At 58.4% G+C, this 16,426-nt stretch carries 17 protein-coding genes; 9 read left to right on the forward strand and 8 right to left on the reverse strand.

Going from position 1 to position 16,426, the window contains the following annotated elements; translation table 11 throughout:
• The first annotated feature begins 18 nt into the window (after positions 1-18).
• From FPY71_RS13260 to FPY71_RS13295, 8 genes are read left to right on the forward strand one after another with little or no spacing between them, the layout of a single operon-like run.
• The gene (locus FPY71_RS13260; RefSeq protein ID WP_149300782.1) at positions 19-1,017 is read left to right on the forward strand and encodes an AAA family ATPase; all 999 of its coding nucleotides are present in this window, start codon (positions 19-21) and stop codon (positions 1,015-1,017) included.
• Positions 1,014-1,931: a DUF58 domain-containing protein gene (locus FPY71_RS13265; protein WP_149300783.1), complete on the forward strand. Its 918-nt coding sequence runs from the start codon at positions 1,014-1,016 to the stop codon at positions 1,929-1,931. The genes FPY71_RS13260 and FPY71_RS13265 overlap by 4 nt, the downstream gene beginning before the upstream one ends.
• Positions 1,915-2,286, forward strand: coding sequence for a hypothetical protein (locus FPY71_RS13270; RefSeq protein WP_149300784.1), 372 nt, complete (start codon positions 1,915-1,917; stop codon positions 2,284-2,286). Before FPY71_RS13265 ends, FPY71_RS13270 begins: the two co-directional genes overlap by 17 nt.
• A 7-nt stretch (positions 2,287-2,293) precedes the next feature.
• Positions 2,294-3,256, forward strand: a complete 963-nt coding sequence (locus FPY71_RS13275; RefSeq protein ID WP_149300785.1) for a VWA domain-containing protein — start codon at positions 2,294-2,296, stop codon at positions 3,254-3,256.
• Positions 3,253-4,167: a vWA domain-containing protein gene (locus tag FPY71_RS13280; RefSeq protein ID WP_149300786.1), complete on the forward strand. Its 915-nt coding sequence runs from the start codon at positions 3,253-3,255 to the stop codon at positions 4,165-4,167. Before FPY71_RS13275 ends, FPY71_RS13280 begins: the two co-directional genes overlap by 4 nt.
• Positions 4,164-4,808: a tetratricopeptide repeat protein gene (locus tag FPY71_RS13285; protein ID WP_149300787.1), complete on the forward strand. Its 645-nt coding sequence runs from the start codon at positions 4,164-4,166 to the stop codon at positions 4,806-4,808. Before FPY71_RS13280 ends, FPY71_RS13285 begins: the two co-directional genes overlap by 4 nt.
• Positions 4,802-5,986: a BatD family protein gene (locus tag FPY71_RS13290; RefSeq protein ID WP_149300788.1), complete on the forward strand. Its 1,185-nt coding sequence runs from the start codon at positions 4,802-4,804 to the stop codon at positions 5,984-5,986. The genes FPY71_RS13285 and FPY71_RS13290 overlap by 7 nt, the downstream gene beginning before the upstream one ends.
• 6 nt (positions 5,987-5,992) lie before the next feature.
• Positions 5,993-7,462 carry a phospholipase D-like domain-containing protein gene (locus FPY71_RS13295; RefSeq protein WP_149300789.1) on the forward strand — a complete coding sequence of 490 codons (1,470 nt, stop codon included), beginning with the start codon at positions 5,993-5,995 and terminating at the stop codon, positions 7,460-7,462.
• A gap of 102 nt (positions 7,463-7,564) precedes the next feature.
• Here the strand turns inward: FPY71_RS13295 and FPY71_RS18780 are convergent, their stop codons facing one another.
• Entirely contained in the window at positions 7,565-7,693 is a 129-nt protein-coding gene (locus FPY71_RS18780; protein WP_281287502.1) for a hypothetical protein, read from the reverse strand.
• Positions 7,694-7,875: 182 nt separating this feature from the next.
• Here FPY71_RS18780 and FPY71_RS13300 point away from each other — a divergent pair, with 182 nt between their 5' ends.
• Positions 7,876-8,787 (forward strand): LysR substrate-binding domain-containing protein, encoded by a 912-nt coding sequence (locus FPY71_RS13300; RefSeq protein ID WP_149300790.1) that lies wholly within the window; start codon positions 7,876-7,878, stop codon positions 8,785-8,787.
• A gap of 21 nt (positions 8,788-8,808) precedes the next feature.
• On the opposite strand, the gene FPY71_RS13305 is transcribed toward FPY71_RS13300, so the two are convergent.
• The 7 genes from FPY71_RS13305 to FPY71_RS13335 all read right to left on the reverse strand — a co-directional run bounded on the left by FPY71_RS13305 (position 8,809) and on the right by FPY71_RS13335 (position 16,411).
• Complete coding sequence (locus tag FPY71_RS13305) at positions 8,809-10,089, reverse strand: TRAP transporter large permease (protein ID WP_149300791.1); 1,281 nt, start codon at positions 10,087-10,089, stop codon at positions 8,809-8,811.
• A 3-nt stretch (positions 10,090-10,092) separates the two neighbouring features.
• Positions 10,093-10,644 (reverse strand): TRAP transporter small permease, encoded by a 552-nt coding sequence (locus FPY71_RS13310; RefSeq protein WP_149300792.1) that lies wholly within the window; start codon positions 10,642-10,644, stop codon positions 10,093-10,095.
• 79 nt (positions 10,645-10,723) lie between these two features.
• Complete coding sequence (locus tag FPY71_RS13315; protein WP_149300793.1) at positions 10,724-11,719, reverse strand: DctP family TRAP transporter solute-binding subunit; 996 nt, start codon at positions 11,717-11,719, stop codon at positions 10,724-10,726.
• Between the two features lie 216 nt (positions 11,720-11,935).
• Positions 11,936-12,241 carry a putative quinol monooxygenase gene (locus tag FPY71_RS13320; RefSeq protein ID WP_149300794.1) on the reverse strand — a complete coding sequence of 102 codons (306 nt, stop codon included), beginning with the start codon at positions 12,239-12,241 and terminating at the stop codon, positions 11,936-11,938.
• Between the two features lie 5 nt (positions 12,242-12,246).
• A complete protein-coding gene (locus FPY71_RS13325) occupies positions 12,247-13,605 on the reverse strand; it encodes an NAD(P)H-dependent oxidoreductase (RefSeq protein WP_149300795.1) in 1,359 nt (452 codons plus the stop codon).
• Positions 13,606-13,874: 269 nt separating this feature from the next.
• On the reverse strand, positions 13,875-15,425 hold the full coding sequence (locus FPY71_RS13330; protein WP_149300796.1) for a cisplatin damage response ATP-dependent DNA ligase: 1,551 nt from the start codon (positions 15,423-15,425) through the stop codon (positions 13,875-13,877).
• Positions 15,422-16,411: a ligase-associated DNA damage response exonuclease gene (locus tag FPY71_RS13335; RefSeq protein ID WP_149301103.1), complete on the reverse strand. Its 990-nt coding sequence runs from the start codon at positions 16,409-16,411 to the stop codon at positions 15,422-15,424. Before FPY71_RS13335 ends, FPY71_RS13330 begins: the two co-directional genes overlap by 4 nt.
• Between the last annotated feature and the right edge of the window lie 15 nt (positions 16,412-16,426).

Below are 16,426 nucleotides of genomic sequence, written 5' to 3' on the forward strand. Positions count from 1 at the left end.
GGCAGTCGGAGTGATGGCATGGATGGAAGCACCTCGCGGGCACCCGCACTGTGGGAAGAGGGCAGCCCGCATGAGTTGGCACGTCTTGCCCAACTGCTCGGACAGAGGCTTGTTGGCCGGACCGAGCTGATTGAACGCCTGCTGATTGGTCTTTTAACCGGCGGCCATGTGCTGATTGAAGGCCCACCCGGATTGGCCAAAACCCGGGCTGTCAAGCTTTTGGCCAATGGGCTGGATGCCAGTCAGGCCCGCGTGCAATGCACGCCCGATCTCATGCCCTCTGACCTGACAGGCACGCTTGTGCTGTCCCCTGAAAAAGGCGTGTTCGATTTTGCGCCCGGTCCGTTGTTTCACCAGATTGTCCTGGTGGACGAAATCAACCGGGCACCACCCAAAGTGCAATCGGCGCTGCTGGAGGCAATGGCTGAAGGGCAAGTCACCGTGGGGGGCGTCACGCGCCGTCTGCCCTGGCCCTTCATGGTGGTCGCAACCCAGAACTCGATTGAGCATGAAGGCACCTTTCCGCTGCCCGAAGCACAGTTGGACAGGTTCTTGCTGCATGTGCTTCTGGAACTGCCAAACGCGCTTGAAGAGCGACAGGTTCTGGATCTTGTGGAACACGAGGAGACAGTGCCCGATGAAGCGGGGCAGGCCGAAGGGCTGCCGCTGGATGTTGTGGCCCATGGCCGGGATGCCGTCCGGGCGGTTTATATTTCGCCAGCGCTTAAAGATTTTATGGTGCGGCTTGTCATGGCGACGCGCGGCCCTGATCCTGCCCCCGATCTGTTCGAACTGGTGGAGCATGCCGTATCACCGCGTGGGACATTGTCTCTCGCTGCGGCTGCCCGTGCTCGCGCCTATCTTCATGGGCGCGATTACGCCACCCCGCAGGATGTTGAGGAACTTGCCGTCGATATTCTGTCTCATCGGCTGATCCTGTCCTGGCGCGCCATAGCGGATGGCCAGACGCCACGCAGGGTCATTGCCAGTCTGCTCGAACGTGTTCGGCCGCTATGATTGAGGACACTGCGTCCATGCAAGGCGTCATGCTGGATGCCGGAGCGTTGCTTCGCCTGCGCGCACATGCAGCAGAGCGGCACCGGCATCATCTGGCGCCCACGGGCCGACCCGGCGGCTTTGCCGGGCGCCGGGCAGGCAATGGCAGCGAAACCGCGGATCTGCGCCTTTATCTGCCGGGGGATGATATTCGCCATCTGGAGCGCAGCGCCACCGCTCGCACGGGTGTGCCGCATGTGCGCACTTTTCACGAGGAACTTGAAAAATTCGCAATTCTGATAGCGGATTTTTCCCCGCCGATGGTCTGGGGCACGCGTCGCTCATTGCGGTCGGTTGTGGTGGCCGAGGGCCTGGCTCTTTGCGGTTGGCTTTACGCAGAGGAAGGTGCGCGAATTGGTCTTCTGGCCAGCGCTGATGGAGAGATTCACTCGGTTACGCCGCGTGCCGGTGCACGCGGCATGGGCGGTGTGGTGACCGGCCTTTGCCATGCTCATGGCCTGTCAATTGCGGCCGCGCTTGCGCGGCACGCAGCAGAGCCGGTGGATTTAAGCGCATTGCTCGAACGGGCCGCGCGAGTTGCCACCACGCGCAGCACACTGGTGCTGGCTTCTTCGTTCGAGAGTCTGCCACCGGAGTTTGAACGGATGGTCATGAGCCTGATTCGCCGGGTGCGCATGGTGGCGCTTGTTGTCTGTGACGCATTTGAGCTTGATCCTCCCGCCGGAACCTACCCGTTTGCCACAAGACAGGGCGGCCTGAGCTGGGGCCAGGTGGCGAAGGGAAAACAGCGTCAAGGCGACACGCGCGTGGCGTTTCTGGAACGGCTGGGCATGCGCGTCATCAGGATTGACGCCGGCTCTAAGCCGCAGACCGTGATTGCCGAACTGGACAGGCCCCATGGACAGCACCGCTGATCTGGTAGCCGCCCTGCGGCCTGTGCGTGAACCGATGCTGACCCTGCCGGAACTGGCTGCCGATGCTGCCCTTGCCTTTGCACTTGGCATCGCAGTTGCACTGCTTCTAGCGGTGCTTTTGCGGCTCGTTTTCTCCCGCCGTATGACCCGACAGGAGAAACTGGATACAGAAATCCTCGCTGCGGGCGCGCTGAGCCCTGACGAGCGCTTGCTGGCGCTGGCGCGCATTGCACGCGATTGCGGAGTGGAAATATCCAATATTCCCGGGCTTTCACAGGCGCTGTACCAACCGGGCCGTGATTTTGTGCCAGATGCACTAGAGGCGGCGGTGCGCAGCCACAGAGCCAAGGCATAGGTGCGGCATGTGGAGCTTTTCGGCACCGCTGATGTTTTTGCTGATGCCGCTTCCGCTGGTGCTGCGCTGGCTGGCGCCCGCGCGTGAGGGAGCAGCAGGTGCTTTGCTGGTGCCGCCAGCCATCGCCGGAATTTTGGGTGCAGGACGCCCCGGTTCGGTTCTGGCAAATGCCGGCTCTGTGTTGCTGCCTGCGCTGGCATGGCTTGCCCTGGTGTTTGCATTGGCGGGGCCGCAGCAATTGCTGGGCCGCGCAGCATTGCCGGTATCGGGCCGGGATGTTGTGCTGGTTCTGGACCTTTCCGGTTCAATGGAGGCAGAAGATTTCGAGATTGATGGCCAGCCGGTACAAAGGCTGGAGGCGGTGAAACGCATGGCCGCGCACTTTGCCCGCCAGCGTGAAGGTGACAGGCTTGGTCTCGTGGTCTTTGGTCAGAAGGCCTATGTCGCCGTACCAATGACCTATGATGTCAACTCGGTGGCTGAGGCGATTGAGGGCGCGACAATCGGCATTTCAGGAAGGTCCACCGCAATCAGCGACGGGCTGGGGTTGGCAATCAAACGTCTGGCCAGTTCCGACGCTCCTTCTCGGGTCATCCTGCTTCTGTCTGACGGGGTGGATACCAGTGGCACGGTCACACCCGGCAGTGCCGCAAGCTATGCAGCCGGCATGGGCATTCGTCTGCACACCATAGCCATGGGGCTTACGGTCATGGGTGAGGCTGCGGCTGGCCGTGATGCGGTGGATGCGGCGACTTTGAAGGTCATGGCCGAGGCAACGGGCGGGGAAAGCTTCATTGTCCGCACCACGGACGAATTGAATGCCGTGGGACAGGCAATTGACCGTATGGAGGCCAATGCCCAACAGCGGCCCGCGGTTGCCCTGTACGCGTCTTACTGGATGTACCCGGCGGCTCTGTCGCTCTTGATGCTTCTGGCGATAGTCGCTCTGGGCTGGAGGCGCTGGCAATGATCGAGTATGGCGATTTGGCCCTGTTGCGGCCTTTCTGGCTGCTTGGCGTTCCCCTGGCCTGTGCGGCATTGTGGTTCACTTCCGCCAAGGCCGGCGTTTCTGCATGGCAGCGGGCAGTGGATCCTGCCCTTTTGGTCGCGCTTCATCGCTTTGGCCTGATGCGGGAAGGAAATGTCCGTCGGCCATGGCCGCTGGCCTTGACCACGCTGATTTTGCTTCTTGCGCTGGCTGGTCCGGCGCAGCAAAACGCCGATGCAGGCGCTTTTCGCAACCTGGATGGGGTGGTGATTGTCATGGACCTTTCAAGCTCCATGACGCAGAGCCCGGCATTTCCAGAGGCTGTCCGCGTTGCACGGCAAGTGGTGGATGCCACAGCAACCCGGCCCACGGCCCTGATTGTCTACGCGGCAGATGCTTACCTCGTTAGCCCGTTCAGCACCGACCCCGCCACACTTGGCACAACGCTGTCGCTTCTGACACCGCAGACTGCGCCAGATAGTGGCAGTTGTCTGCAATGCGGGCTGGACCTTGCAAAGTCGGTGCTGGAAAAAGCGGCGCTTGTTGCCAGCGATGTTGTGTTGGTGTCCGACGGAGAAGGGGCAGAGACAGCGCGCTTTGACGTTCCTGGCGGACACTTGTTTGCGCTGGCTCTTGATGCTGAACATGCGATGCCGGATGCGCCGGTGCCGCAATTGCTGGATCTGCAGAGTTTGACCGCCGCGTCTGGTGGGCTTGCGGCAAATCTTTCCGCGCCACGGCCGGTCATTGATGCAATTGCCGCTCGCAACGGTGGAGCTTCTGCATCAGCCGCAGCCACTACCGAACTGATCTGGACCGACTATGGCAGGCCATTAGCCTTCTTTGCGGCATTGCCGCTTCTGCTGTGCTTTCGCCGGGGTGTGTTGCAATGAACAGGCGCCGGGTCACCTTTGGACTTGTTGCCCTGATGCTGGTTGCAGGCGCGGCCGCCGGGCCATCGGCCTGGGGGCGGCTGTTTCTGGCCATTGGCATGCCGCAGGTGGCGGCACAATTGCTGACAGAACCCCGCTGGCAGGGCGTCGCATTGTATCAGGCCGGTCGCTATGCCGAGGCCGATGCAGCATTTCGCAAGGCTGGACGTGGCTCCACTTACAATCGCGGCAACTCCCTGGCTGCAACCGGGCAATACAGAGATGCTGTGGCCTATTATGAGGCAGTGCTTTATGTCGATCCGCAAGATTCGGACGCGCTGGCCAATCGAGCCACCATTGCCCCATTGATTGATCCGGTTATCGGCGAATCCAACTCCATAGATGGAATTCCTGCAACGGCAGCGACTGGTGTGGCGATGCCAACCATTGGCACTTACGAAATGAACATCCAGGCTCTGATGCGCTCTCGTCCTGCGCCCGTCACGCCGCGAAGCACGGGACAGTCCATGGTGCCAGGGCCGGAATGGTTGCAGGGCCTGGCGGATGAGCCGGGCCAGTATCTGCAATTGCGGCTTGCTGCCGAGCGGCAGCGCAGGGCCGAGGCTGGAGTGGCGGCACCGGAAGGGACAAGTCCATGGTGAGACACCTGTTGCCCCTCTGCCTTTCCACACTGCTGGTCATCTGCGTAACGCCGGTCGGAGCTCAACAGACAGTTGCCAGCCTGACTGTCGTACCGGATGAGATGGCACAAGCGCCCTATGTCGGTGAAATGATCCTTGCCACTGTGGAAGGGCGATACAATGGGCTGATCAATCGCCAGAAACTGACAATTCCGCCGCTTGAGCAATTTGACTGGATGCAATTGGGTGAAGAAAGCTGGTCGGAGGAGCTGATCGACGGGCGGCCTGTCAAATTATATCACCAGCGCATTGCCCTGTATCCGCGCAAGTCTGGTTCGCTTTCCATCTCGCCCTTCACACACAACATGATCCTGACTGATTTGAAGGGTGATCGGGTTGAAACGGAGGTCAGGTCATCCGAACTGGTTCTGGAAGTTCAACCGGCACCCAAGGTTCAAACGGGGGCATTTCTGCCCGCGCGTGCTGTGCGCATCAGCGATGACTGGTCGGTGAACCCAGAACAGATTCAGCGTGGCCAATCCACAATCCGCACGGTGACGCTGGAGGCGGAGGGCCTGCCGCCGCAGTCCCTGCCGGTCGCGCCGCCAATGCATGCAGGTGGCCTGTTCACATTCAACCTGCCGGAGCAGCGGCTAACACGCTTGACGCCGGATGGCCCGGTATCCACAGTCATATGGCAGTACGAAATGCAGCCACAGAGCGATGCGCCGGCGAATCTTGCCGACATTCCCGTCAATTGGTTCAATACAGCAACCCGGCAAGGACAAGCCTCTATCCTGGCAGGGCGCGAAATTGCCTTTGAAGGCAAAGGTGGCCTGATGCGCCAGCCTTCGGCGATGGCTATGAATTTGCCGCTATGGGGCGGCCTGGCCGGTGTGTTTCTGGGCTGCATTCTGGCTGTGCCTGCCATGACAATGCGACGCGGAAAACTGGGCTGGAAGGCTCGCTGCGCCTTGATTGGGCATCATCTTGCATTGCGTTTTCACCTGTGGCGCAGGCACACAGCCAAAGCGCGCCCGCACGTGATTTCGCTGCTGCAACTGACCGGGCAAAAGCCTGAAACGTCAATTTCGTTGAAAATGATTGACCAGGCCCTTTACGCGCGGCATCCAAGCATCCAATTAGACTACCGAACGGTATTGCAATCGCTGAGAGCGGGTCGTCATATGCCGGTGTGAGGCGGTATGACGGATAAAAAATTGCTACAGCCGGGACAGAATTGCTGGCGGGTAGAAAGCGCAAACCGCTTTGCGTTCATTGCGGACGGGGCCGATTATTTCGTGGCTGTTCGCAAGGCCATGTTGAAAGCGCGCCGTTCGATCATGCTGATCGGCTGGGATTTTGATGCAAGAATAACGCTTGGCAACAGTGAAGATGGCGGGCCGAAGCGGCTGGGGGACTTCATTATCTGGCTGGCAGATCAAAATCCCGGTCTGGAAATCCGCCTGCTGCGTTGGGACACCGGCGCCCTGAAAGCCATGTTTCGGGGCAATACACTGTGGACCATCCTGCGCTGGAAAGCCCATCCGCGAATTACGTTGAAACTGGATGGTGCCCATCCGCTGGCAGGCTCTCACCACCAGAAAATTGTGGTTATTGATGACAGTATCGCGTTTTGCGGTGGCATTGACATGACCATGCAGCGCTGGGACACGCGCGAGCATCTGGATGATAATCCGCGCCGGGTCAGCCCAAACGGCAAAGTGGAAGACCCGTGGCATGATGCCACCAGTGCGTTTGATGGCAATGCGGCGGAGGCGCTTGGCGATCTGGCGCGTGCAAGGTGGCTGGCCGCGACCGGAATAACATTGCCGCCTTGTCGAGAGGTGCATGATTGCTGGCCCGAAGGGCTGCAGGTGACATTTCGGCATATGCGGCTGGGCGTTGCCCGCACCATTCCGAAAATGGCCGATGTTACGCCGGTTCATGAAATTGAAGAGGCGTGGCTGGACATGATCGCCGGCGCACAAAACATGATCTACGCCGAAAGCCAGTATTTTGCCTCGCGAAAGATCGCCCATGCCATTGCCAAGCGGCTGGCTGAAGAGCATCCGCCAGAGATCGTCATCGTCAACCCGTATCGCATCAATGGCTGGCTGGAACCTTTGGCTATGGATACGGCCAGAGCCAGACTGTTTGAGGCTTTGAGCAGGATTGACGTGCACAACAAGCTGCGCATCTACCACCCGCAAACCGTGGGAGGAAACCCGATCTATGTTCATGCCAAGGTTATGGTGGTGGATGACCGGGTGCTGCGCGTGGGTTCGTCCAATTTCAACAATCGCTCAATGCGACTTGATACCGAGTGTGACATCATTCTCTCGGCTGACGAACCGGGCAACGAGAATCTGGTGAATGAGATCGCTCATCTGCGTGACGACCTTCTGGCTGAACATCTGGGTGTATCGCCAGATACAATCACCGCGACTCTGGCCCGAACCGGGTCATTGATTGCAACGATAGAGACATTGCGCAGTGAGGGGCGCAGCCTTGTGCCCTATAAAAAGCCCGAATTGACCGATTTTGAGGAATGGCTGGCCGAAAACGAGATACTGGACCCCAATGGACCGGACGAAATTTTTGAATCCACCGCAAATCGCGGGCTTTTCAAGGGGTGGGGCCGCTTGAAAGAGCGCTTGAAGCGCAAGCACTAGAGCCTGTCCGGCTGAAACGGCATGGTTTCAGCCGCATACCAATGGGTCGGCCCGTTTTGGCGGTCCCGAGATCGCTTGAAAGTTCGGTAATTCGATGCCGGCTTATTGCCCGTCGCGCGGCATGCCAAGCTGGTCCAGCATGCGCTTTGCCTCGCGTGTGCGAGCCCGCACGACAGCGTCCCAGATTTTCTGGCCGAATTTCCTGCGTGGGTTGCTTGAGGTCGTGTTCATCAGCTAGCTCCATTTTTTGCCTGCTGTCAGTAACCTAAGACATGAGCGCGCGCTGTTGCAGTGGAGTATTTTGCATCGCAGCAATGCATTTTCGAAACGGCTGGGTTTCAGGCTTTCTGCTGTGTTCCGGAATGCTGCAAGTTGCAATAAAGTTGTTCCGTCGCTCTACATCAAGGTGCAGGATGCAACTTCCAATCAAGGCAATTCTGGTTTTTCATGCGGCGGCTCGGGCGGGCAGTATTTCGCGCGCTGCCGAGGAACTGAGTGTGACGCCGTCGGCCGTTAGCCAGCAGATTCAATTGCTGGAAGGGCAGCTGGGTGTGACCCTGCTGGCAAAAGCCGGTCGTGGCATTGCGCTGACGGAAGCGGGTGAACGCTATTTTTCGATGATTGCCGACCAGATAGAGCGAATTGAGGAAGCCACGGGTACAATTCGCGGCTTTCGATCGGTAACAACACTGACCGTGCGCGCAACGCCGACCCTGTCCAACAAGTGGCTTCTGCCACGCCTGGGAAATCTTCTGGACCAGCATGCCGATCTGGAGGTTCGACTGGATGGCACCAATGAGCCCACCGACTTCAATCAGGAATCTGTCGACGTTGAAATCCGACACGGGGATGGGCGTTGGCCGGGATTGTTTGTGGAAGAGATGGCGGAGGAGCAGTTTTACCCGGTTTGCTCCCCCGACTATGCGCAGGCGGGCAGCTTGTCATCGCAGGAGCTGCTGGAGCATCGCCTTATCCATTCGGTCAAATCACAGGCCCAGTGGAACAGCTGGTTTCCGCTGGCAGGAGTAACCCCGCAGAACCGCTGGCGGCGTGTGTTGTTTGACCGCAGCCATATGGCAATTGATGCAGCCGTGCGCGGCATGGGAATTGCGCTGGAAAGCACACTGATGATGGGCGACGAACTGGCAGAAGGACGCCTTATCTGCCCTGTTGCAGAACCGCCGGAGGTCAGAATTGTAACCCAGTGGATTGTGTGCCCGCGCGACCACCTGCGCCAGAAGAAAGTGCGGCTGTTTCTGGACTGGTTGAGGCAGGAACGGGAAAGCTGGCAACAAGCTTTCCCGAGCAGGCCCAAGTCTGGCTAGAGCGCTTCGCTTGAACCAGCCTTAATACATTCCCAGCATGCGGATAGGCCCAAGTGTCAGCACCGGGAAGATGACCAGTGCAAAGATTGCCAGTGTCAGAACTGCCATGGGAGCCAGTGACCCGCGGATCACATCCTCAATATTCATATTGGCCACTTGCGCCGCTGCAAACAGACACACCCCGACTGGCGGCGTCACCAGACCCAGCGTCAACGTCATGACGGTGACAATGAGAAAATGCATCGGGTCAATTCCAATTGCCATGGCGGGTGGCATCAGCACCGGTATCAGAATGAACATTGCCGGAATGGCTTCCATGAAAATGCCGATGATCAGCAGGAACACGAAGATGACCAGCATGCCGCTCAGCGGGCCAAGGTTCATGGCCTGGAGCAGATCGGCAACTTTTTCCGGCAGGCCGTCATAGGTAAACACCCAGGCCGCGATTTGTGACGTGGCGGCAATGAACAGGATTGTTCCTGAGATACGCGCGGTGGAGATCAGGATTTCAGGCAATTCCCTGACAGGCAGAGTGCGATAGACAAGCACTCCCAGAATGGCAACGTAGACCACGGCCACCGCCGCTGCCTCGGTTGGCGTGAACAGGCCGCTGGCAATGCCAATGATCAGGATCAGCGGTGTCAGCATCGGCAGAATGGCGCCAATGCCGGTAATGAGAACCATGCGCAGGTTGAAGGGGGAAGGCGGGTTGTATCCGTAATAAACAGAGTAGAAATGGTTGAACACCATGAAGGCAAAGGCGATGAACAGGCCCGGCACCAGACCGGCCACCAGAAGCGTGCCGATGGAAACATTGGCGATGGAGCCGGCGATCACCACCAGAATGGATGGCGGGATGATGGATGACAGGGTGGACGTGCACAGCGTCATTCCAACCGCATAGCCCTTGGGAAAGCCATGCCGCTCCATTGCCTTGATTTCAATTGCGCCGACAGAGGCAATGTCCGCCACGGAAGAGCCGGACACACCGGAGAAAATAACCGACGAGATGACGTTCACATGGCCAAGGCCGCCGGGCAGCCAGCCGACCAGAGCCTCGGCAAAATCGAATATGCGCTCGGCCACTCGGCCGCGTTCCATAACGGTGCCGACCAGGATGAACAAGGGCACGGCAACCAGCAGAAATGAATTCATGGAGGAAAACATGGTCTGCGACAAAAGGTCGAGCGGCATTGAGGTGAAAAGCCACAGGGAAGCAACGCTGGCCAGCGCCAGCGCAACGGCCAGTGGAATGCCCAGCATGCTCAGTCCGAAAAAGGTGACGAGGAGAAAGACCGACATTGTTCAATGTCCTGAGCTGATGGAAACATCGGCATGGGCAATTTCACCCGCCGGAATTCCAAGTTCGGGAAGAGCAATCAAATCACGGCGGGTTTGCAGCGAATCCAGAATTGCCAATATTGCAATCACGGCGGAAACCGGCATCACCATGCCAATCACCCACATGGGTATGGGCAGCGTGGCGGCGGTTTCGTTCATCATCATCTGCTGGCGCATCAGGGTGAACCCGGTCCAGCCCATCAAGCCGAAGAAGAAGACAGATGAGCCGACATAGATCGGCACTGCGAGATGCTGGAACAGCCGTCGCCCCATAACCAGAAAAATCACCACCCGGGCGCTTTCCACAGTTCTGAAACCTGCGGCCAGACCCAGAAAAACCATCCAGATGAACAGGAAGCGTGTGGCCTCTTCTGTCCAGGGCAATGGATGGCCACTCAGCCGACCAATCACCTGTAACAGAACGACGATCAGAACCCCGGCGCACGCGATCCCGGCGGCCACATCCGCCACAATCCGAATAACCTTGTCCAGCATTGAACTGATTGAACGACGCATTTGATTGCCCTTTTTCGCAAAGCTGCGGGGACAGATGGAAGGCCGGTACTGTGCCAAAGGGCAAAGTACCGGCGAGGCATCAGTTCGCGGTGACGAAAGCGCGTGTGCGATCGAAGAAAGCCTGATCTTTGACCAGTGCAGAGAATTCTGCATCCAGACTTGTGGCCACGTCGATGAACGCCTTGCGTTGCTCATCAGTCAATTCGTTGACCTCCATGCCATTGGCTTTCAGCGTTTCAATTGATTTCTCAATATCAGCCGCGTCATTTTCGGCCTTCCAGGCTTCCGTTTCCACGGCGGCCTCATTCAGCGCAGTCTTGAACTCGTCGCTCAGGCTTTCATAGCGCGCGGGATTCATGCCCAGCACCCATGCATCCGCAATGTGGTTGCTGATTGTCGCGTATTTCTGCACTTCATACAGTTTTGCGCTCACAGGCACGTTGATCGGATTTTCCTGCCCATCCACGACTTTCAACTGCAAAGCGTTGTAAACCTCGGCAAACGCCATTGGCGTTGGCGCGGCGCCCATTGCCCCGAAAAACTCGACCCAGAGCGGGTTGTTCGGTACGCGCAGCTTCATGCCTTTGAGGTCGGCAGGCGAAGTGATGGGCAGTTTGGAATTGGTAATCTGGCGCAGCGGGCGGGACCAAAGGTCAATGCCCTGAATGCCGATTTTGCTGAGATCCGACTGAAGCTCCTGGCCCGGTTCGCCATCCAGATAGGCACGCAACTGATCAATATCGCGGAACTGGTAAGGAATGGCGATCGCTGTGAATTTAGGGTTGAAGGTAGCGTAAAGCGATGTCGAATTGAGCAGCATGTCCAGCGAACCGCCAGCCAACTGCTTGACCGCGGCCGACGGATCGCCGCCATACAATGTGCCGTTCGGGAAAACTTTGATGGTCAGTTCGCCGTTGGTCTTGGCAGACACGAGTTCTGCAAACTTGTTCGCAGCCAGCGTGATCTCGGACGTATCGGGATCGGGCGTGGACAAGGTCAAGGTTTCCGCATGTGCAAATGTAGCGGACAACATTGCGGCTGCGGCAAACAGGCTGCGGATGGTCAGTTTTTTCATGGTATTCCTCCCATTGGGTCGTCAGGCTGGCATGGTGTTGGCATGCTCGTTCGGTTTTATTCACCTGGCATTTTCCGGCACGCTGGACCGTTGCAGGCAATTTCACAACCACCAGAAACGCCCTAACTCTTTGTTTCTTATCATTTTACTCCCATTGAGCTGCGTTCGTTCAACGAGAAATTCTCAAAACGCGCCGGCAGTCACTCCGCTCAGTCTTCACGGATAGTGCCGCGTGGCGAAGCGAACGGGCCGCTCCTCCACAATCAGCGGCGGAAAGGCACTCTGGAAACGCTTGAGGTGCGGCGTTTCCAGATGGGCATTGAAGGCGGCGCGGCTGTCATAGACCTCGTAAAAAATGACGGTATCGCCCAGTCCGTCCGGGCAGATCACATCAAACTGCCGGCACGCAGGTTCATCGGCAAGCGAATGGCGGGCGTCATCCTGCGCAATTTCCAGAAAAGCCGAACGTTGGCCCGGCTTGACCTGAAATTCGGCAATAACCACAAATGCCGAAGCTTTCATCTCACTCACTCTGCTGCAAGCGTGGCGGGCCGAAAGCGATTTTCCATCTCCCGCCGCAGGTTGACCACGTCCAGATCCTTGACGATTTCAACATCATCAAAAGACACAATCTGGTCTTTCCGGATAGGGCGCTTGAGTTTGACATTGTGCGCAAGTCCAATCGGCAGCGCCTTCAGATCAAGGCTGCGGCTGGCCGGAATGGCGTTGGCCCAGACTGCATAGCCGCCTTCGCCATCCAGCATCTCGCCGGGCTGCATGTCTTTTTTCGCGGTTGCAACCGCATCTCCGCGAAACTCCTTCGAGCAGCCGGTCGGCTCGTTGCGCAGGACTGCCGACAGAACGCTGACGGATGTTTCAAGGCCAATGATGTGGAATGGCCGCCACATGGAGGCATACCAGCCTGACGGGTCCGTCAGCAGGCCATATTGTTTGAAGCAGGCACGTGCATATTCATTATGTGCCTTGAACGTGATGAAGACACCGTAACGAATATTGTTGAACACTTCGCGGCCATCCGGCTCCTGACTGGCGGCAATGTCCACCAGGCCGGAACGAGCCATGCGGCCGCCATCGGCCGCCGGGCGAAACACGCGTGCCAGATCCTGCAAGCCTGCCGGCGGAAAAGCCAGACCGTCATCCGGACAATCCAGCCCGGTACCATTGGCCACGGCTGCCATTTCAATGGCGGCCTTTGTGCCATCAGTGAAGGAATTGTACATTTTAGGGTTGAAGTCGCCCTGCCTTACCTCTTCCTCGGTCCAGCCGAAAAAGCTCCAGACCGTATCCGGTGTCGAGTAGCGGTACCGTGGCTCGAAATTCATGCCTTTGCCGGCGGAAGTTACTTCAAAGCCCGTGGCGCGCGCCCAGTCCACCAGTTCGCAGATCAGCGCCGGCTGGTCGCCATAGGCCATGGAATAGATAACACCGGCTGCGCGGGCTTTTTCCGCCAGAATTGGCCCGACCATCACGTCGGCCTCAACATTGACCATGATGACATGCTTTTTGCTGTCAATCGCCCCCAGCGCATGGCGTGTTCCGGCTATAGGATGGCCCGTTGCTTCAATAACGCATTCTATTTCATCGCAATCAAAGATGTCGCCGGCATCGCTGGTTATGTAAGTTTTGCCGGTTTTGAGAGCATCGCCGCAGCTGCTGGCCTCGTAACGCTCTTCCGGCCAGCCGACACGCTGCAGGGATTCCCGCGCCTTGCCGACGTCCAGATCAGCAATGGCAACCACATGAAGACCATCAATTCGCTGTGCCTGAGCCAGCACCATGGAGCCGAACTTGCCTGCACCAATCAGCGCAACCCGAACGGGCTTGCCGTCAGCCGCTCGCAACGAAAGAAGAGATGAGAGATTCATTAAACAACGTCCTCAAATAGGGAATGAGTGAGGAGTGTCCCTAATGATGTCCGCTTGAACTCTCCCGATGGCTGCCAAGCGCATTTCCGCCTCTTGATGGGCGCGATATGCGTAAAATTCCAACGGGGAAAGTGCGATATCAACCGTCACTCCCAGCTGCCTCCCGAGCAACCTTGATCAAAGGTTAGGACGGTCGTGAAATTAGCTCAATTTAGAAATTTCGGATTAATGATTAGCTGTTCTAAACTTTTACCCGGGTGAGCCAGGGTTCAGAGCATTGCCCGCAGCGTTTCCAACTTGTCTGCCTCACTGGCCGGTTTGTCCCAGCGTATGCGTGATATGCGCGGAAACCGCATGGCCAGGCCGGAGCGATGGCGGAGCGAAGCGTTCAACCCTTCAAATGCCACCTCGATGACAAGTTTGGGCGCCAGTTGACGCACAGGTCCAAAGCGCTGGGTTGTGTTCTTGCGCACAAAGCGGTCCAGTTCGCGCAGCTCTTCATCGGTGAAACCGAAATAGGCTTTGCCCACTGGTACAAGGTCTTCACCCTCCCAGAGACCAAAGGTGAAGTCGCTGTAAAAGCCGGAGCGCTTGCCGTGGCCGCTTTGGGCATAAAGCAACACGGCATCAATGATTTTAGGGTCTCGCTTCCACTTGAACCACGGGCCACGCGGACGCCCGGCCAGATAGGGCGAGTCCCGCCGTTTGATCATCACGCCCTCGATGACCGGCGCATGGGGTGCGGCGCGCAGCCGTGCCAGATCATCCCAGGTGGTGAATGGCAAAAGCGGTGAAAGGTCGATCTGCGGGCTGTCGAAGTTCAGTTCTCCCAGTATTTCGCGCCTTTTGGCCAGTGGCAACGGCCGCAGGTCCTCTCCCTGCCAGAGCAAAACGTCGTAAAGCCGCAGCCCGGCAGGGTGGCTTTGCAGCATTGCACGGCTGACCGCTTTGCGGCCAAGCCGTTTTTGTAAGTCGGCAAAGGGTGCGACATCTTCCATTCGGCGGATCAGCAATTCGCCATCCACTGCGCCGTCAAAGTTCATGGCGTCGATAATGTCGGGAAAGGCCGCACCAATCTCTTCGCCGGTGCGCGAATACAACCGCCGGAGACCGCCTTCGGAAACCGCCTGAACGCGGATGCCATCCCACTTCCATTCGGCAAAATGTTCCTCAGGGTCCAAACCCGCCAGTTCTTCCGGTGTGATGGGGGTGGAAAGCATGACCGGGCGGAAAGGCGCCTGCGCAGGGGCGGGCGGTTCCCCACCGGCCAGCCACTCGAACATTGGCAGAAAAGGCGGTTCCAACCCATGCCAGATTTCCTCAATCTCTTCCACGCTGCGGCAGCCTGTCTGCGCCAGCGCAACCCGCGCCAGCCTGGCAGAAACGCCGATGCGCAAATTGCCGGTGGCGAGCTTTAGAAAAGCCAGTCGCTCAGGCGGTGTCAGGCTGTCCAAAAGGTCGGCTACCAAAGCGGGAAGCGCCATTTTGCCCGTCTCACGCAGGAGAGTTACGGCCTGCGCCACGCTGACGTCTGTGCGTTGGGCAGGTTCTGTTGGCCAGATCAGCGAAATTGTTTCTGCCAGATCTCCCACGTAATCGTAGGACAAGGCAAACAGCCGCTCATCAACCCGCTCGGCTGCCAGGCGTTTCAACAAGGATGGCGAAACCTGCCGCAAATTCAAAGTGCCGGTCAGCGCGGCCAAAGCCCAGCCGCGATCCGGATCGGGGGTATCGCGCAGATAGTGCGAAAGGATTGTCAGCTTGGCATTTCGCCCGGCTGTAAAAGCCAGCCGCTCCAGAAGTCGCGCAAAGGCTTTCATTCCGGCTCGTCCTCATAACCAACCAGACGCAATGGGCGAGCAGCTATGCCTGCCAGTTCGCACCATCGCAGCAGGCCATCTTCAGCGCCATGGGTGATCCACACTTCCTGCGGGGCAAGTTCGGTGATTGTCGAAGTCAATTGCGGCCAGTCCACATGGTCGCTGATAACCAGCGGCAGTTCCACCCCGCGTTGCCGCGCACGTGCCCGCACGGTCATCCAGCTGGAGGCATAGGAAAGAACCGGGTCGCGGAATCGCTGCACCCATGGTGAGGCAAAGGCAGAGGGGGGCGCAAGAATGAGCCTGGCGTCTCCCGGATCGCTTGCACTGACCAGCTCGCCCAAATCGATGCCCTGCTCAATGTGGTAATCACACAAGCGCTTCAGGGCACCGTGTATGGCAATGGGCCCGGTATGTCCGGCAGCACGGGCCAAGGCTATGACCCTTTGTGCTTTGCCCAGCGCATAGGCACCGACAAGATGAGGGCGATCAGGAAATTCCGCCATGCTGGCCAGCAGACGCGAGGCCTCTCCCATCGGGTCCGGGTGGCGGAAAACCGGCAAGCCAAAGGTTGCCTCAGTGATGAACACATCACACGGAACCGGTTCCCAAGGTGCGCAAACCGGGTTTGGCGTGCGGCAATAATCACCTGAAACCAGAATACGGGGGCCGTTGTCGGGAGTTACAAGAATCTGCGCGGAGCCGAGCACGTGTCCCGCTGGGTAAAACTCGACCGTGACGCCGCCAATCCGAACTTTACCTTCGGCAACCTGCCTGGCTGCTGTAAAATCCTCGCCATAGCGAATTGCCATGATTTCGAGCGTTTGCCGGGTCGCAAGCACAGCTCCATGGCCAGCCCGCGCATGATCGGCATGACCGTGGGTGATCAATGCCCGCGCAACTGGCACCAAAGGGTCGATGAAAAAATCCCCCGGCGCGCAATAAAGGCCGGCATCTGTCGGGTAGATGATGTCCTGTGCCTGCAAGCGCGCCAAACTCCA

Origin of the sequence: Aureimonas fodinaquatilis (assembly GCF_008369445.1) — a bacterium.
GTDB classification, from domain to species: domain Bacteria; phylum Pseudomonadota; class Alphaproteobacteria; order Rhizobiales; family Rhizobiaceae; genus Aureimonas; species Aureimonas fodinaquatilis.

What these genes read in the sequence shown, in the direction of transcription:
- FPY71_RS13290 (WP_149300788.1), top strand. Translation starts at nt 4,802, where the DNA reads ATGGTGAGACACCTGTTGCCCCTCTGCCTTTCCACACTGCTGGTCATC.
- FPY71_RS18780 (WP_281287502.1), bottom strand. Translation starts at nt 7,693, where the DNA reads ATGAACACGACCTCAAGCAACCCACGCAGGAAATTCGGCCAGAAAATC.
- FPY71_RS13265 (WP_149300783.1), top strand. Translation starts at nt 1,014, where the DNA reads ATGATTGAGGACACTGCGTCCATGCAAGGCGTCATGCTGGATGCCGGA.
- FPY71_RS13325 (WP_149300795.1), bottom strand. Translation starts at nt 13,605, where the DNA reads ATGAATCTCTCATCTCTTCTTTCGTTGCGAGCGGCTGACGGCAAGCCC.
- FPY71_RS13330 (WP_149300796.1), bottom strand. Translation starts at nt 15,425, where the DNA reads ATGAAAGCCTTTGCGCGACTTCTGGAGCGGCTGGCTTTTACAGCCGGG.
- FPY71_RS13310 (WP_149300792.1), bottom strand. Translation starts at nt 10,644, where the DNA reads ATGCGTCGTTCAATCAGTTCAATGCTGGACAAGGTTATTCGGATTGTG.
- FPY71_RS13280 (WP_149300786.1), top strand. Translation starts at nt 3,253, where the DNA reads ATGATCGAGTATGGCGATTTGGCCCTGTTGCGGCCTTTCTGGCTGCTT.
- FPY71_RS13270 (WP_149300784.1), top strand. Translation starts at nt 1,915, where the DNA reads ATGGACAGCACCGCTGATCTGGTAGCCGCCCTGCGGCCTGTGCGTGAA.
- FPY71_RS13320 (WP_149300794.1), bottom strand. Translation starts at nt 12,241, where the DNA reads ATGAAAGCTTCGGCATTTGTGGTTATTGCCGAATTTCAGGTCAAGCCG.
- FPY71_RS13305 (WP_149300791.1), bottom strand. Translation starts at nt 10,089, where the DNA reads ATGTCGGTCTTTCTCCTCGTCACCTTTTTCGGACTGAGCATGCTGGGC.
- FPY71_RS13300 (WP_149300790.1), top strand. Translation starts at nt 7,876, where the DNA reads ATGCAACTTCCAATCAAGGCAATTCTGGTTTTTCATGCGGCGGCTCGG.
- FPY71_RS13315 (WP_149300793.1), bottom strand. Translation starts at nt 11,719, where the DNA reads ATGAAAAAACTGACCATCCGCAGCCTGTTTGCCGCAGCCGCAATGTTG.
- FPY71_RS13295 (WP_149300789.1), top strand. Translation starts at nt 5,993, where the DNA reads ATGACGGATAAAAAATTGCTACAGCCGGGACAGAATTGCTGGCGGGTA.
- FPY71_RS13285 (WP_149300787.1), top strand. Translation starts at nt 4,164, where the DNA reads ATGAACAGGCGCCGGGTCACCTTTGGACTTGTTGCCCTGATGCTGGTT.
- FPY71_RS13275 (WP_149300785.1), top strand. Translation starts at nt 2,294, where the DNA reads ATGTGGAGCTTTTCGGCACCGCTGATGTTTTTGCTGATGCCGCTTCCG.
- FPY71_RS13260 (WP_149300782.1), top strand. Translation starts at nt 19, where the DNA reads ATGGATGGAAGCACCTCGCGGGCACCCGCACTGTGGGAAGAGGGCAGC.